The following is a 16,327-nucleotide window of genomic DNA, read 5'->3' as shown; positions in this document are numbered from 1 at the left end:
TCGTTTTGGTTCTTAGGTCTGCGTCGCGCGACCGGATCAAAGTCTCCGGCCGCTGTCCTTGTCGAACAGATGCGCCGCCGACGCGCGCGGGCGCAAATGGATCTTCTCGCCGGGATTGACCTCGTGGCGGTCGCGGAACACCGCGATGATGTCCTGGGTGCCGATACGGGCGACGATCTGGGTCTCCGAGCCGGTCGGCTCGACGACCACGACCTCGGCCTCGATGCCGTCATCGGCAAGCTCGAGATGCTCGGGGCGAACGCCATACACGACCGGGCGGCCGTCGGATGCCGCCGGCGCCGACAGCAGCGGCAGCTTGGCGCCGTTGTCGGTCTCGACATAGACCGAGCCGTTGGACTTGAGATGGCCGTTGAGGAAGTTCATCGCCGGCGAGCCGATGAAGCCGGCGACGAACTGGTTGTCGGGTTTGTCGTAGAGATCGAGCGGCGAGCCCATCTGCTCGACGATGCCGTCATGCATCACGACGATCTTGTCGGCCATGGTCATGGCCTCGATCTGGTCGTGGGTGACGTAGACGGTGGTGGTCTTGAGCCGCTGATGCAACTCCTTGATCTCTGTGCGCATCGCGACGCGCAGCTTGGCGTCGAGGTTCGACAGCGGCTCGTCGAACAGGAATACCTGCGGATCACGAACGATGGCGCGGCCCATGGCGACGCGCTGGCGCTGACCGCCGGAGAGCTGGCGCGGATAGCGGTCGAGCAGCGGCGTCAGCGCCAGGATCTCGGCGGCGCGCGCGACGCCCTTCTTGATGTCCTCGGGCCGCGCGCCGCGCAGCTTGAGCGAGAAGCCCATGTTGTCGGCGACTGTCATGTGCGGATACAGCGCGTAGTTCTGGAACACCATCGCGATGTCGCGCTCTTTCGGCTGCACGTTGTTGACGACGCGCTCACCGATCGAGATCGTTCCGGAGGTGATGTTCTCGAGGCCTGCCAGCATGCGCAGCAGCGTCGACTTGCCGCAGCCCGACGGACCGACCAGCACGACGAACTCGCCATCCTCGATGGGGATGGTCACGCCGTGCAGGACCTCGAATCCGCCGAACGATTTGCGCACGTCGCGAATTTGCACCGACGACATCAATTTCCTCCTCATTGACCGGCTGCATTTGCTGCATGCCGGCGGCATCCTGACCGTTGTTCTCGGCCGTTTGATCTGGCCGCTTGTCGTTGCGTAGTCTTGGTCTGCTGGTCTTGTTGACGTGTTATTGGCTGTCTTGTTGGCAGTCTTCTTGCTGGCTGTTTTATTGGCTGCCTTCGATCGTCTGGCTGCGTCCGGAACCGGCGACCAGCTTCGAAGACATTGTCGGCAGTTTATATCGCTTCCGCAATGCTTCGCTTAGCAACCGCGTGATAGCGCTGTCAATATCGCTTGTCTGCCCGTTCGCCTATGCTATGAGCAATCGCATGGGACGGAAACGTAACGAGCCGGGCAAAGTGCGGCTGACCGAGGTTGCGGCCTTGGCGGGCGTCAGTCCGATTACGGTGTCACGTTTCTTCCGTAATCCCGACACGGTGTCGGCCGGCCGCCGGCTGCGGATCGAGAGTGCCGCCAAGGATCTCGGCTACGTTCCCAACCTCGCCGCGCGCGCGCTCGCATCGCAGCGCACCGAGGTGATTGGCGTATTGATACCGTCCCTCACCAACAACGTGTTCTCCGACGTGCTGCGCGGCATCTATGACGCGTTCGAAGGCAGCCGCTACAGCATCCAACTTGCGAATACACGCTACAGCGTGCTGCAGGAGGAGCGCCTGCTGCGGCTGTTCCTGATGCAGAAGCCGGCCGGGCTGATCGTGACCGGCGTGGATCAGACCGCGGAGGGCCGCGCCATCGTGCAGGCGGCAGACTGCCCGGTGGTGCAGATCATGGAGCTCGGCGCCGATCCGATCGACATGATGATCGGCTTCTCCCACGCGGATGCCTGTCATGCTGCCATTTCGCATCTGCTGGCGCAGGGGTGCCGACGGATCGGCTTTCTTGGCGCACGCATGGACCCAAGGGTGCAGCGCCGTCTTCAGGGCTATCAGAACGCGATGAAGGAGGCGTCCGTGTTCGATCCGCGCCTGATCGTCACCACGGCGGTCCCGACCTCGACGACGATGGGCGGCAGCCTGTTCTCCGATCTCCTGCTCAAGGCGCCGGACCTCGATGCGGTGTTCTGCGCCAATGACGACCTTGCGCTCGGCGTGCTGTTCGAATGCCAGCGCCGGCACATCGCCGTGCCCGAGCAGGTCGCGATCGTCGGATTCAACGACATGGAATTCATGGCATCGGCCGTCCCGACGCTCTCCAGCGTTCGCACCAATCGCTACGAGATGGGCCTGCGCGCGGCGACGATGATCATGGACGAGATCGAAGGGCGCGCCGTGGCCGAGCGCGTGGTGGATCTCGGCTTCGAGGTGATCGAACGGCAGAGCTCGACGTTGCAACGGGCTGCCGCGAACCTGCAGCCGGCATCCGGCCGCGCCACAGGAACAAAATGGTAGCGCAACCAAAATTGGTGATCTAGAACCACGCGGCCGAACGACGCGTTGAACAAAGAAGCCTGGGCGACCGGAGGCCATTGCATCTGACCGCGGTGCTTCATCTCGCGTCTCGACGCGCGTGAGGCACCCCCACCAGACCGGCATCGCCACCTTTGCACTGCGGGAGGAAACGAATGACAAAATCGAACGGACATGCCGGCAACGGCGCTGACAAGAGCCGCAAGCTGCGCTCGCAGGCGTGGTTCAACGATCCGCACAATCCGGGCATGACCGCGCTCTATCTCGAGCGCTATCTCAATTACGGCCTGACCCGCGCCGAGCTGCAGTCGGGCAAGCCGATCATCGGCATCGCCCAGACCGGCAACGATCTGTCGCCCTGCAACCGTCACCATCTCGAGCTGGCACATCGCGTCCGCGAGGGCATCCGCGCCGCTGGCGGCATCGCGATGGAGTTTCCGACCCATCCGATTCAGGAGACCGGGAAGCGTCCGACGGCGGCGCTCGACCGCAACCTCGCTTATCTCGGCCTCGTCGAAATCCTGTTCGGTTATCCGCTCGACGGCGTGGTGCTGACCACCGGCTGCGACAAGACGACGCCGGCCTGCCTGATGGCAGCGGCCACCGTGAACATCCCGGCCATCGTGCTCTCTGGCGGGCCGATGCTGAACGGCTGGCACGAGGGCCAGCGCACCGGCTCCGGCACCGTGGTGTGGAAGTCGCGCGAGCGGCTCGCTGCGGGCGAGATCGGCTATGAGGAGTTCATGCAGATCGTGGCGTCGTCGGCGCCGTCGGTCGGGCATTGCAACACCATGGGCACGGCCTCGACCATGAACGCGCTGGCGGAAGCGCTCGGCATGTCCCTGCCCGGCTGCGCCGCGATCCCCGCGCCCTATCGCGAACGCGGCCAGATCGCCTACGAGACCGGCACGCGCATCGTCGACATGGTGTGGGAAGACCTGAAGCCGTCGGACATTCTCACCCGCAAGGCGTTCGAGAACTGCATCGTCGCGAACTCCGCGATCGGCGGCTCGACCAACGCGCCGATCCACATCAACGCGCTGGCGCGCCATGTCGGCGTCGAGCTCGACATCGACGATTGGCAGACCGTCGGCCACGACGTGCCGCTGCTGGTCAACATGCAGCCGGCCGGCTTCTATCTCGGCGAGGAATTCCATCGCGCCGGCGGCGTGCCGGCCGTGATCGGCGAGTTGATGCGCCACAAGCGCATCCACGAGGACGTCATCACCGTCAACGGCCGCAGCATGGGCGACAATTGCCGCGCCGCGCCGAAGCCGGACAACGACGTGATCTGGTCCTACGACAAGCCGCTGGTGAAGGACGCCGGCTTCCTGGTGCTGCGCGGCAACCTGTTCGATTCCGCGATCATGAAGACCAGCGTGATCTCCAAGGAATTCCGCGACCGCTATCTCAGCAACCCGAAGGACCCGAACGCCTTCGAAGGCCGCGCGATCGTGTTCGAGGGGCCCGAGGATTATCACGACCGCATCGACGACGAGGCGCTGGCGATCGACGAGCACTGCGTGCTGTTCATCCGCGGCGCGGGTCCGATCGGCTATCCCGGCGGCGCCGAGGTGGTGAACATGCAGCCGCCGGCGGCGCTGATCAAGCGCGGCATCCTGTCCCTGCCCTGCATCGGCGACGGCCGGCAGTCCGGCACCTCGGGCTCGCCGTCGATCCTCAACGCCTCACCGGAGGCCGCCGCCGATGGCGGCCTTGCGATCCTCAAGACCGGCGACCGGGTGCGGATCGACCTCAACAAGGGATCGGCCAACATCCTGATCTCCGACGAGGAGCTCGCCAAGCGTCGCGCCGAGCTGAAGGCCAAGGGCGGCTTCCCGCATCCGGCCAACCAGACGCCATGGCAGGAGCTCTACCGCAACACCGTCGGCCAGCAGGCCACCGGCGCCTGCATGGAGCTCGCGACGCGGTACCAGAACATTGCTGGCACCGTCGGCGTGGCCAGGCATAATCACTGAACCATCCGCTGTCATTCCGGGACATCGCGAAGCGATGGGCCCGGAATCCATAACCACGATCGGGAGTATGGATTCCGGGCTCGCCCTTCGGGCGCCCCGGAATGACGGCAACTAACAAACAAGCCATCCCAGGGAGACCCCATGTCCGACCGCCTCAAGGGCAAGCGCGCCTTTGTCACCGCCGCCGCTGCCGGCATCGGCCGCGCCTGTGCCATCGCCTTCGCACGGCAAGGCGCCACGGTGTTCGCGACCGACATCGACGAGAAGGGCTTGGCCACGCTGAAGAGCGAAGGCATCGCCGAGGTCGCGACGCTCGACGTGCGCAACACGGCGGCCGTCAACGCCATGGCCGAGCGGGTCGGCAAGGTCGAGATCCTGCTCAATGCCGCCGGCTTCGTGCACAACGGCACAATCCTCGACTGCTCCGATGACGATTGGGAGTTCTCGTTCGATCTGAACGTGAAGTCGATGCATCGCACGATCCGCGCCTTCCTGCCGAAGATGCTGGATCAGGGCGGTGGCGCCATCGTCAACATCGCCTCCGCCGCCGGCGTGTTCAAGGCGGCGCCGAACCGCTACGTCTACGCGGCGACCAAGGCCGCGGTGGCGGCGGTGACGCGCTCGGTCGCTGCCGACTTCGTCGGTCGAGGCATCCGTTGCAATTGCATCTGCCCCGGCACGATCGAGACGCCGTCGATGCTCGGCCGCGCCGCGGCCGCCGGCCCCAACGGGCTTGAGATGTTCATTTCGCGCCAGCCGATGGGCCGGCTCGGCACCGCCGAGGAGATCGCGCATCTGGCCGTCTATCTCGCCAGCGACGAGAGCGCGTTCACCACCGGCGTCGCGCACACCATCGACGGCGGCTGGACGTTGTAGGTCTTTACCTCTCCCCGCCTGCGGGGAGAGGTCGGATCGCATCGCAGATGCGATCCGGGTGAGGGGGTACAGGTCCAACCACGCACACCACCCGTGCGTCTGCCCCTCACCCCGCCCTCTCCCCGTAAGAACGGGGAGAGGGAGCGCACCGCTCGCGCTGCAAGAGGCGGGGTTGTTAGGAGAGGAAACACCATGAACCACATCGATCTCGCCAACCGCTGCGCCGTCGTCACCGGCGGCGCGCAGGGCTTCGGCCGGGCCATCACCGAGCGCTTCAAGGCCTCGGGCGCGAAGGTTGCGATCTGGGATCACGACATTGCGCTGGCCGAAAAGGCTGCGCAGGAGATCGGATCCGAGGTGCTGGCGCTGAAGGTCGACGTCACCGACAACGCGGCTGTCGAAGGCGCGCGCGATGCCACGCTGGCCGCGTTCGGCAGCATCGACATCCTGGTCAACAATGCCGGTATCGCCGGCATCAACAAGACGGTGTGGGAGACCGATCTGGAGGAATGGCGCAAGGTGCTGCGCATCAACCTCGACGGGCCCTTCATGTGCGCCAAGGCCATCGTGCCCGTCATGCTGAAACAGGGCTATGGCCGCATCGTCAACATCGCCTCGATCGCCGGCAAGGAAGGCAATCCGAACGCGGCACACTACTCCGCCTCGAAGGCCGGCCTGATCGCGCTGACCAAGTCGCTCGGCAAGGAGCTGGCGCAGCACAACATCACCGTCAACGCGGTGACGCCGGCCGCGGCGAAGACCGCGATCTTCGATCAGATGACGGAAGCGCACATCAACTTCATGCTGTCGAAGATTCCGAAGGGCCGCTTCGTTCTCGTCGAGGAGCTCGCCGCGCTGGTGTCCTGGCTCGCCTCCGAGGAATGCTCCTTCTCGACTGGCGCGGTGTTCGACATCTCCGGCGGCCGCGCAACCTATTAGGAGCCCGTAGCCCGGATGCGCGTAGCGACATCCGGGGTCTCACGCGCTGCCGACGCGAACCCGGATGTCGCTACGCGCATCCGGGGCTACGCAGTTGTCGTCGCGACGGCGAGATCCGCCTAATTGTGCTTCTTCCAGAAGATGCGCGCGCCCTGCACCGACTGCGCGACGTTGATGCGGGCGCGCTCGAACGGCGTCACCACGCCGTCGGCCTTGGCGCGGTTCTCCAGCCGCTGCACGTGGATCTGGCCGCGGACCAGCTGCTGCGTCTCCGGATAGGTCAGCCGGCCCGAGGCGATGCCGTTGTAGATGCGATGCGACTGCGCATTCTGCCGCGCGTCGATCAGCGGCGTGCCGGCAAAGCTCGCTCCCGACGTGATGACGAGCAGCAGTGCACCGGTCATGATGGACTTCATGTCACTCTCCTGTGGGGTGGTGTCCACCGGCGTGAAGACGTCATTGTCCGCACTCCTCCAGCGAACGGCCGGCAGGATGAGCGAGATCGACGGCGACGACCGTGCGCGCACTCACACTCGATCATGTGGCGGACGCCCGATCGTCGCCCCGCCGTCCGGCAGGATGTGCCGGTCCCGGCGTCGAGATGCTCCGGAAAAAAATCTCGGCATGCGTGAAATGCCGGTCTTGCAAATCTCACCTTTGAGTGCATGTTCACGGCGCACTACTTTTGAATGAATCATTTTTAACATCATTGACGGCGCTCGGCGGCCGGACTTCGCGGCAGACCATCACCGCTCCCCCGCGGGTCCATTCCAGCGCGCGCATCACATGGAGATTGGCCATGAAGACCATTCAGTGGCTCACCCTGACTTTCGCAACGACGATGGCGGCAGGCGGACTTGCCGGCGCGCTCAGCCCGGCCAACGCGGCGGCGCCGCCGCCGGCCAAGAACTGCCCGGCGTTCGGCTGGTCGGAGGGACTCGGCCAGTATCTCAAGCCGGACGCCGCCTTCCCCACCTCGGATACCAAGACGATCCCGACCCCGGACTGCAACTTTCACCAATGGTCGTGGGAAGCATTCGTCTGGGCAACCGCGCTGGTCAAGGATCCGGGATCAGGCAGCAACGTGCCGCGCTTCATGACGCTGGCGACGCCGGCCGAGCTGCTCAGCAATGCCGATGACGCCGGTGCCCCGAAGCTGCGGCCGCTGACCTTGGCGGCCCGCGCGCAGGTCTTCCATGGCGCGGCGGGCTTCACCGAAGGCGCCGGCGCGATCGTCCAGGCTGATGGCAACATGCTGGTCGCCCAGAACGGCTACCCGGTCTATGCCTCGGTTCACATGAACCAGACCTATTTCAACACCGCGCGCAAGAACCTGATCGTGACCGGCGGCTATCAGAGCCAGCCGGCGGGCTCGTCCTTCGCGGTGGGTGATGCCGTGTTCAAGGCGACATGGCTGCGGCTGGATCCGAACCAGGCGCCGCCCGCCGGGGCCTACACGACGCAGGCACAGGTGCCGGTGCTGGAGAACAAGATCACGCCCGGCCAGATCACGATCCAGCCGGTGGCCGGCAAGTTCGTCACTGTGACCGTGGCGCTGATCGGACTGCACGTGGTCGGCTACACCGAGAACCATCCGGAATTCCTGTGGGGCACGTTCGAGCTGAAGAACAACTCGCCGCAGACGCCGGACAACACCTTCGAGCCGTCGGCGAGCCGCTCCGATCCGAAGAGCTACACGCTGTACAAGGGCCGCACGCCGTTCTCGCAGGTCAACATCGCAGCACAGCCCGGCGCCAGCCGGCCGCAGTTGACGCTCGATCCCGCAACCCAGAAGCTCACGCCCGTGACCAATGTCGTGCTGGAGAACAAGACCGGCGGCGAGAACCAGCCGAACGGCGTCGGCAACATCTACGCGATCAATGCGCAAGCCCAGGGCTTCCTGTCCAACCTGAAGGGCCCGCAATCGACCTTCGCCAGCTACAGCCTCGACGGCACGGTGTGGATGCTGCCGAACTCCTACAATCTGAACAGCAACCAGACCAATGCCGTCGGCTCGGTCAATCTCGCCAACGCCACCGCCGAGACCTTCGTGCAGCAGGCCGACAACACGCCGATCAAGAACGTGCTGAACTGTTTCCTGTGCCACAACCCGACGTCCTACTCGTTCCAGACGCCGCCGCCGGCCAAGCTGCCGAACCGGCTGATCGCGCTCAGCCACGTGCTGTCGATCGGCTCGCCCTACGAGGTGCCGAACTCGATTTCGGGCAAGCTTCTGATGCGCCCCGATCCGTTCCGGAAGTAGTTCCTGAGAGCGCGGATTGCCGCCGGTGCCGAATGTAAGCCCGCGCTCTCTCCGGATTGTCATTCCGGGGCGTGCGCAGCACGAACCCGGAATCCATACCGAGCAATGCGTTGTGAGGCACGGGCAGAGCTTTGTCTCGCTCCATCACATCGGACTGTGGTTATGGATTCCGGGCTCATCGCTGCGCGATGCCCCGGAATGACGTGTGGAGAGACGACGCCCTTTTCCGTGATGATGACGACCACTCACCAATCAGCTCCGCGTCGACGTCCGATAGAACGGCGTGTGCGCGGCCGCATCGAAATAGCCGTCATAGAATTGCTTGACGTGCGGGAACACCGCCAGGCCGAGCTCACGGCGGGCGACCTCCTCCTCGGTGCGCGGCTTGGCCAGGATGTCGGCGATCTCGGCCAGCACCTCGTCGCGGTTGATGCGGGTGAAGCGGCCGTCGGCGTAGACGATGTCGCCGCCGACATAGACGGCCGCCACGTGCTGCGATTTGGCGCGCTGAACGAGCGCATCCAGCATCGGGATATCCGGATCCTGGAACGGATAGGTCGCCGCGTTCCAGTCGATCAGCACCGCATCGAACAGCCGGCCCTGCTCCAATCTGCCGATGCTGTCGCCGAACGCCGTGGTCTTGGCGCCGCCTTCGGTGGCCATGCGCACGATCTGCGGCGCCGTCGGCACATCGTCGTCCATGCCCGGCGTGCGGTGGACACGCAGCGCCAGCTTCAACTCCTGCAGCATGTCCCGGTCCTCGTTGATGCCCGCTTCGTCGAGGCCCATGCCGATGGTGATGCCCTTCTTCTCCCAGACGTTGAGCGGCGCGAGCCCCGAGCGCAGCCGGAAGTTCGACGAGCAGTTGTGGCAGATGCAGGTGCCGGTGTCGGCGACGATGTCGATGTCCTCCTCGGTCAGCCAGACGCCGTGGCCGAGCGTCATGTGCGGGCCGAGCACGCCGAGGTCATGCAGGTGCCGCACGGCGGTCTTGCCGGTGCGCCGCCGCGCATATTCCTTCTGATAGGCGGTCTCCAGCAGGTGCATGTGCATCGGCACCTTGGCGGCGCGCGACTTCTCGTGTAGCGCCACGAGGCCGTCGTCGGTGCACCAGTGCAGATTGGCCGGCGCGAGCTGGATGCGGGTCAGCGTCTCGCCGGCGTTCTCGGCCGTGAGCACATCGAACAGCTTCATGTAGTCCGCGAACGGCACCTGCTGCGCCTTCAGATGCGCGGCCAGCCGCTCGTTCCAGGGCGCGGGCAGCCGGGCGCAGAATTCTTCGTCGGCCTCATAGACCAGCCGGTTCTGCTCGCGCACGGCGTAGCAATAGGAGGCGCGCATGCCGATCGCGCGATAGGCCTGCAGCACCTTGGTGGCGGCGCCGTGGATGGCGTCGAAGCCGCCGGCCATCCAGCCGTGAATGTGCTGCACGGTGGTGACGCCCGAGGCGACCATCTCGAAGGCCGAGTACAGGGTATCGAGATAGAGATCGATCCGGCGCGCCGGCAGGCGGCTGGCGAACCACAATTCCAGCGCATGATCGGGCGAGCCGAGCTGCAACGGCGTCAGCCCGACATGGTGGTGGCTATTGACGAAGCCCGGCAGCATCACGTGGTTCGGATGGCGCTTGACGGTCGCCTGCGGCGCCAGCCGCTCCAGCTCGGCAAACGATCCGACCGCCACGATGACGCCGTCGCGGGCCAGCACCGCCCCATCCTCGATCACGACGGGCGTGTGCCGATCCTGGATTCCGGAGACGACCCACTTCGCCCCGACCAACACATCAGTCATCTTGTCTCCTCCCGCTGTCCGGTTCACAGGCCCGACTGCTCGGCGAAGGCCTTGTCGACCTCGGCGGCGAGCAGCTCGGTGAAATAGTCGCGATATTCGTGATAGCGCGGCGAGCGCGTCGGCCTCGGCCGCGGCAGGTCGATCGGCACGATCTCCTTGACCCGGCCCGGCCGCGCCGTGAACACGATCACGCGGTCGGCGAGGCTGATCGCCTCGTCGATGGAATGCGTGACGAGCAGCACCGAGGCGCGGCTGTCCTGCCAGATCTGCAGCAGGAAATCCTGCAGCTTGGCGCGGGTCTGGACGTCGAGCGCGGCGAACGGCTCGTCCATCATCAGCACTTTCGGCTGCATCACGAGCGCGCGGGCGAACGCGGCGCGCTGGCGCATGCCGCCGGACAGTTCATCCGGCTTCTTGTCGAGCACGTCGCCGAGCCCGACGCGGCGCAGGATCTCGCGTGCCTTCTCTCGCCGCCGCTCCGGCAGCTCGGCGCGGATGGCGAGACCAAAGGCGACATTGTCGAGGATGGTCAGCCAGGGAAACAGCGAGGCTTCCTGGAAGATCAGGCCGCGCTCCGGCGACGGGCCGGCGATGGCGAGACCGTCATCCTCGATGACACCATCGCTCACGCTCTCCAGCCCCGCGATCATGTAGAGCAGCGAGGACTTGCCGCAGCCGGACGGGCCGAGCAGCACGACGAACTCGCCGGGCGCGACGTCGAACGACAGCTCGTCGATGGCGCGCAGCGGAGGTCGGCCCTCGACGTCCCAGGTCTTGCCGACATTGCGAATGGAGACGGCCGGACGCGCCATCACACCCCTCCCCTGCTCGGCGCCACCCACCACAGCATGCGGCGCTGGATCTGGCGCAGACCCCAGTCGCTGAGGAAGCCGAGCGCGCCGATCACGGCCATGGTGAAGAAGACGAGCTTGGCGTTGAAGGTCGCGCGCGCCATCGAGATGATCTGGCCGAGCCCGGTGCCGACGCCGACGGTCTCGGCGATCAGGACCACCATCCAGGCGCCGAACAGGTTGAGCCTGAGGGTCATGAACAGGCTCGGCAGGATCGCCGGCAGGATCACGCGCCAGAACAGCTGCGTCTGCGTCGCGCCCATGATACGGGCGACATGGATGTAGTTGACCGGCACGCTCTCGATTTGCGCCGAGGTCGACAGCACGATGGTGAAGAACACGGTGATGAAGACCAGGAAGATCGCCGGCACGTCACCGATGCCGAACACGAAGATCGCGACCGGCAGCCAGGCGACCGGTGAGATCGGCGCCAGCAGCAGCACCGTCGGCATCAGGAGGTTGCGCAGCCAGCGCACGTAGTGCAGCGCGGCGCCGACGGCAACGCCGCTAACGAAGCCGAGCGCGAGCCCGGTGAAGACGCGGAACACGGTCCAGAACATCGTGATCGCCAGCGCGCCGGCGCCGCCGCCCGAAGCGACCGAGCCGACGCGGTTGGAGCGGTCGAAGAATTTCAGCGTGCCCGGGACGTCCTGCAGGAACAGATGCGGCGGCGGCAGCAACAGCGGGTTGATCTTGCCGAAATACCACAGCGCTTCCCAGATCGCGCCGAACAGCCCGATGGAGATCACGCCCCAGCCGAGAGCGACGAGCTGGCGCTGGGCCTTGCGCCAGTTACGCGAGCTGATGGGAGGCGAAGAAGAGCGCGCCATTGGCGACGCGACCGTGGTTTCAAGGGCCATGGGCTGAGGTCCGCAATGCCGTGGTGTGACTGGCCATGATGACGTGACTATCCTTCGAGACGGCCGCCTCCGGCGGGCTCCTCGGGATGAGGTCTGTTTGCGCTGAGAGAGACCCTCATGGTGAGGAGCGTCGCACTTGCGACGCGTCTCGAACCATGAGGCCAACGATCCCTCACGCCGATTTCAGCTTCAGCCCCTCATAGAGCGCCTTGTTGTCGGCGATGACGGCCTCCAGCAGCGACCAGTCGAAGGCGCCCTGGTCGGGCAGCTTCTTGACGTAGCCGAGCTCCTTCATCGAGACGCCGCGGTCGATGATGAACTGGGTCTGGCTGCGCTGGTCGACCACGATGGGCTGCTTCGAGGAGGCGTCGATCGCCGCCTCCATCGAGGTCTTGTAATACTTGCCGACGGTGTCCTTCAGCGCGGCGCCCTTGTCGGCCTCGGCCTGGCTCTGCGCCACCATCAGCGCCTTGATGACCGCCTTCACCGCCGCCGGATTCTTCTCGATCAGCGGGGTGCGCGCCGCCAGCACGCAGTCCGAATAGCCCTTGCCGTAGAGGTCGGTGCCGTCGGACAGCACGGTCGCGCCCTTACGCTGCTGCACGCATTGCGTCGCATACGGCTCGATGTGGCAGATCGCGTCGAGCGCACCGGCCATGAAGGCTTGCGCAAGCTCCGGCGAGGTGTCGAGATATTTGATGTCGACGTCCTTGAACGACAGTCCGGCCTTCTTCAGATAGTCATAAGGCAGCACTTCGAGCGTGTCGGCCTGGAACGTGCCGAAGGTCTTGCCCTTGAGATCGGCGGCGGACTTGATGCCGTCCTTTGCGACGATGATGCAGCCCTGCACGCCGCCGCCGGCGACGATCTTCACCGGTGCGCCGGCGTCGTACAGCGTCATGAAGTTGGAATATGGGATCATCGAGATATCGACGAGGCCGGCGCCGAACATGGTGGTGATCTCGGTGTTCGACGGCGTCACCACGAATTCGAGCTCGACGCCGTCGGCCACCGTGAGGTTGCGCTCCTTGGCGAGGAAGATGCCCATGTTGCAGAAGCCGGAGCCATGGGTCGCCTTGATGACGGTCGCAGCCATTGCCGACGTCGGCGCCAGCAAGGTTGCGAGATGAGCAGGAATGGCCACGGTGGCGGTGGCTGCGGCCACCGAGGTCTTGATGAAGTTACGGCGAGAGAAGCTGCGATAAAACGTTCCGTCACGATCGCACATGCGAGTCTCCATCCATGACGACGGGATGGACCCATGAGGGGTGACGAGCTGATAGCTCCATCGACGGCGGGCGCGATCTCGACATCGTCCCACCGACCCAACGGGGATCCCGACGATGGGCACGCCAACCCATGAGAGCGAAGCTCTGCGCTGAGGTCAATTACGCAAGCCGTGTGCCAACGGGCTGACGTTGAACTCACAGCAGAATTCGTTGTTGTGGAACGCGAGCCGCGGCGACCGCGCTCAATCAAGCATCAGCCTGCTCACGACCGCAGCATCACGGCGCCGCTTGCGCCGCCTCGGCCTTCGCCACAAAGCCCTTGGCGAGCGCATGATAGAGCCCCTCCTCGCAGATCAACCGCGACGTGCCGTAGGCGATCAGCGAAGCCATCATCAGCGGCACCACCATGGCGTGGTTGTCGGTCATCTCGGTGACGATGACGAAGGCGGTGATCGGCGCCTGCACCACGCCGGCGAAATACGCGACCATGCCGAGCAGCATGATCGGCGCCAGCGGGGTCTGATGGAACAACGAGGCGACATTGGCTCCGATACCCGCGCCGACGGCGAGCGAGGGCGCGAAGATGCCGCCGGGAATGCCGCTGATCGCGGCGAAGGTGGTGGCGAGGAACTTCAGCGCGCCGAAATCGACCGGCAGCGGCGTGCCGGTCTCCAGCGCCGCCTTCACCTGCGCATAGCCGGTGCCGTAGATCGTGTCGCCGGAGGCGAGCCCACACAGCGCGACGGCGAGGCCGCAGGCGAGCGCGAACAGCAGCGGCCGGCCTTTGATGAACAGGCCGATCGTCCCCGGCAGCCCGCGCGCCATGCCGATCAGGATGCGGCTGAACAGGCCGCCGGCGGCGCCGCCGGCCACGCCACAGACGGGCACCGCCAGCCAGTCGATGCCCTTGCCCAGCGCCATCGGCGTCGTGCCGAAATAGGCGTAGTTGCCCATCAGCGCCAGCGAGGTGAGGCCCGCGGCGATCACGGTGGCGATGACGAGGCTGGAGGTCCGCGTCTCGAAGGCGCGGCTCATCTCCTCGATGCCGAACACGATGCCGGCGAGCGGCGTGTTGAAGGCCGCCGCGACCCCGGCCGCTGCGCCGGCCAGGATCAGACCAGGCTGCCGCCGGGGCGACAGCCGGCCGAGCGCGAACATGATGGAGGCGCCGACCTGAACCGTCGGCCCTTCGCGCCCGACCGAGGCGCCGCACAATAGCCCCAGCAGGGTCAGTAGCACCTTGCCGATCGCGATCCGGATCGACACCAGCGGGCTGCGCGCCCGCGTGTCCGACAGATGCCGCGCAGCGATCGCCTGCGGGATGCCGCTGCCTTGCGCGTTCGGGAAGTAGCGCTGGGTCAGATAGACCGACAGCGCAAAACCGGCGGGCGTCACGATCAGCGAGGCATAGCGCGATGTCGACAGCAACCAGTTGAAGGCAAGCTGGGCCTGATCGGCGAGCTCCGCCAGAGCGACCGCCGCCGCCCCCACCACCAGCCCGCCAACCACGAACAGCACCCGCCGCTGCCAGCGCGCCGAGGTCAGCTTGAGCCAACGCTTGCGGCGGGGGGTGATCTTCAGCATCGGCGGGGCGATCCGGTCTCTACGCAGGTGCAATACCCTCGACGAAAACCAGCCGGCGGTCCAGCGCCTTCCGGCGCACGCCGAGCGCCTCGGCATATTCGGGCGACGCATACCATTCGCGCAGCCGCGCCATCGAGGGAAACTCGACGATGATGAGAGTTTTGGCCGGAGGCCCGCCTTCGATGATTTCGGCGGGCCCGCCGCGGACCAGATAGCGTCCGCCGTGCTGCGCGATCGATCGCGCAGCAAGACTGCGGTAGCGCTCCATCACCTCGGCGTCCCGGACCTCGACCTCGGAGATGACGTAGGCGGACATCGCCGGGCCCTCAGGCGATGGTGTCGATGATGCCGCCCTCGGTCCGCAGCGCCGCGCCATTGGTGGCGGACGCTTGCTGGGATGCGGCATAGACCACCATGTTGGCGATCTCGTCGACGCTGGCGAAGCGCTGCAGCAACGAGGCCGGCCGGTGCTGCTTGACGAACGACGCTGCTGCCTCCTCTTCCGACTGGCCGTTCTGCCGCGCCAGATCCTTGACGAAGGTCTCGACGCCTTCGGACATCGTCGGCCCCGGCAGCACCGCATTGACGGTGACGCCGGTGCCGCGCGTCAGCTTGGCGAGCCCGCGCGAGACGGCGAGCTGCGCCGTCTTGGTCATGCCGTAGTGGATCATCTCGGTCGGGATGTTCAGCCCCGATTCCGAGGAGATGAAGATGATGCGGCCCCAGTTGCGCTTCAGCATGCCCTGCATGTAGGCGCGCGCCATGCGCACGCCGGACATCACGTTCACCTCGAAGAAGCGGCTCCAGTCCTCGTCGGGAATGTCGAAGAAGTCCTTCGGCTCGAAGATGCCGGCATTGTTCACGAGGATGTCGACCTCGGGGACCGCCGTGACGATGGCATTGCCGCCGTCGACCTGGGCGACGTCGCCGACGACGCCACGCAGCTTGGCGCCGGACACCGCCTGCTTCAGCCTGGCCACAGCGTCGTCGACGCGGCCTTGGGCACGGCCGTTGACGACCACCTCGGCGCCGGATGCGGCCAGCCCTTTGGCGATGGCAAAGCCGATGCCGGCGGTGGAACCGGTGACGAGGGCGGTCTTTCCCGTGAGATCGATGTGCATGAGCAGCTCTCCGTTGTGCTGGAGGAGCGCATGTAGGTCGCCGTTGCGCCGACCCCAACGCGCTGCACGCAGAGCTGATCCTCAAGAATAAGACCGGGCAACCAGGATGCGGCGCGCATGTTGGTAGATGGCTCATCTCCATCCACACGTCATTCCGGGGCATCGCGCAGCGATGAGCCCGGAATCCATAACCACGAACGTCTCGGCATTCGAAGATAGGAGCCACGTACATCCTGCCCCACAGAGCTGCCTGTGGCTATGGATTCCGGGCTCGCGCTCCGCGCGCCCCGGAATGACGCGCGGAGAGACTGC

At 65.7% G+C, this 16,327-nt stretch carries 15 protein-coding genes; 5 read left to right on the top strand and 10 right to left on the bottom strand.

Features of this window, described 5'->3' with window-relative positions:
• Positions 1–36 precede the first annotated feature (36 nt).
• On the bottom strand, positions 37–1,098 hold the full coding sequence (locus tag QX108_RS00485; RefSeq protein WP_172108107.1) for an ABC transporter ATP-binding protein: 1,062 nt from the start codon (positions 1,096–1,098) through the stop codon (positions 37–39).
• Between the two features lie 326 nt (positions 1,099–1,424).
• On the opposite strand from QX108_RS00485, the gene QX108_RS00480 reads away from it, so the two are divergent.
• From QX108_RS00480 to QX108_RS00465, 4 genes are all read left to right on the top strand, one after another.
• Positions 1,425–2,504 carry a LacI family DNA-binding transcriptional regulator gene (locus QX108_RS00480; protein WP_315726118.1) on the top strand — a complete coding sequence of 360 codons (1,080 nt, stop codon included), beginning with the start codon at positions 1,425–1,427 and terminating at the stop codon, positions 2,502–2,504.
• A 173-nt stretch (positions 2,505–2,677) separates the two neighbouring features.
• Positions 2,678–4,501: an IlvD/Edd family dehydratase gene (locus QX108_RS00475; RefSeq protein WP_315785027.1), complete on the top strand. Its 1,824-nt coding sequence runs from the start codon at positions 2,678–2,680 to the stop codon at positions 4,499–4,501.
• A gap of 141 nt (positions 4,502–4,642) precedes the next feature.
• Positions 4,643–5,377 (top strand): SDR family oxidoreductase, encoded by a 735-nt coding sequence (locus QX108_RS00470; RefSeq protein WP_315719577.1) that lies wholly within the window; start codon positions 4,643–4,645, stop codon positions 5,375–5,377.
• A 192-nt stretch (positions 5,378–5,569) separates the two neighbouring features.
• On the top strand, positions 5,570–6,316 hold the full coding sequence (locus QX108_RS00465) for an SDR family NAD(P)-dependent oxidoreductase (RefSeq protein WP_315719576.1): 747 nt from the start codon (positions 5,570–5,572) through the stop codon (positions 6,314–6,316).
• 119 nt (positions 6,317–6,435) lie between these two features.
• On the opposite strand, the gene QX108_RS00460 is transcribed toward QX108_RS00465, so the two are convergent.
• Both QX108_RS00460 and QX108_RS00455 read right to left on the bottom strand, forming a co-directional pair.
• Positions 6,436–6,732 (bottom strand): hypothetical protein, encoded by a 297-nt coding sequence (locus QX108_RS00460; RefSeq protein WP_315719575.1) that lies wholly within the window; start codon positions 6,730–6,732, stop codon positions 6,436–6,438.
• A 253-nt stretch (positions 6,733–6,985) separates the two neighbouring features.
• Positions 6,986–7,126 (bottom strand): hypothetical protein, encoded by a 141-nt coding sequence (locus QX108_RS00455; RefSeq protein WP_315719574.1) that lies wholly within the window; start codon positions 7,124–7,126, stop codon positions 6,986–6,988.
• Between QX108_RS00455 and QX108_RS00450 the strand changes: the two genes are divergently transcribed.
• Positions 7,116–8,579 carry a hypothetical protein gene (locus QX108_RS00450; RefSeq protein ID WP_315785032.1) on the top strand — a complete coding sequence of 488 codons (1,464 nt, stop codon included), beginning with the start codon at positions 7,116–7,118 and terminating at the stop codon, positions 8,577–8,579. The genes QX108_RS00455 and QX108_RS00450 overlap by 11 nt on opposite strands.
• A 252-nt stretch (positions 8,580–8,831) precedes the next feature.
• On the opposite strand, the gene QX108_RS00445 is transcribed toward QX108_RS00450, so the two are convergent.
• The 7 genes from QX108_RS00445 to QX108_RS00415 form a co-directional block, all read right to left on the bottom strand.
• Positions 8,832–10,370: an amidohydrolase family protein gene (locus QX108_RS00445; RefSeq protein ID WP_315719572.1), complete on the bottom strand. Its 1,539-nt coding sequence runs from the start codon at positions 10,368–10,370 to the stop codon at positions 8,832–8,834.
• Positions 10,371–10,393: 23 nt separating this feature from the next.
• A complete protein-coding gene (locus QX108_RS00440; RefSeq protein WP_315719571.1) occupies positions 10,394–11,182 on the bottom strand; it encodes an ABC transporter ATP-binding protein in 789 nt (262 codons plus the stop codon).
• Entirely contained in the window at positions 11,182–12,081 is a 900-nt protein-coding gene (locus tag QX108_RS00435) for an ABC transporter permease (RefSeq protein ID WP_315785036.1), read from the bottom strand. Before QX108_RS00435 ends, QX108_RS00440 begins: the two co-directional genes overlap by 1 nt.
• 172 nt (positions 12,082–12,253) lie before the next feature.
• Positions 12,254–13,309, bottom strand: a complete 1,056-nt coding sequence (locus QX108_RS00430) for an ABC transporter substrate-binding protein (RefSeq protein ID WP_315785039.1) — start codon at positions 13,307–13,309, stop codon at positions 12,254–12,256.
• 277 nt (positions 13,310–13,586) lie between these two features.
• Complete coding sequence (locus QX108_RS00425) at positions 13,587–14,894, bottom strand: chloride channel protein (RefSeq protein WP_315785042.1); 1,308 nt, start codon at positions 14,892–14,894, stop codon at positions 13,587–13,589.
• Positions 14,895–14,913: 19 nt separating this feature from the next.
• Entirely contained in the window at positions 14,914–15,210 is a 297-nt protein-coding gene (locus QX108_RS00420) for a DUF1330 domain-containing protein (protein ID WP_315785045.1), read from the bottom strand.
• Positions 15,211–15,220: 10 nt separating this feature from the next.
• On the bottom strand, positions 15,221–16,015 hold the full coding sequence (locus tag QX108_RS00415; RefSeq protein ID WP_315785048.1) for an SDR family oxidoreductase: 795 nt from the start codon (positions 16,013–16,015) through the stop codon (positions 15,221–15,223).
• Positions 16,016–16,327 lie beyond the last annotated feature (312 nt).

It is taken from the genome of Bradyrhizobium sp. SZCCHNR1002, assembly GCF_032381435.1.
GTDB lineage: Bacteria > Pseudomonadota > Alphaproteobacteria > Rhizobiales > Xanthobacteraceae > Bradyrhizobium > Bradyrhizobium aeschynomenes.
This window is presented reverse-complemented; position numbering and strand designations above follow the sequence as displayed.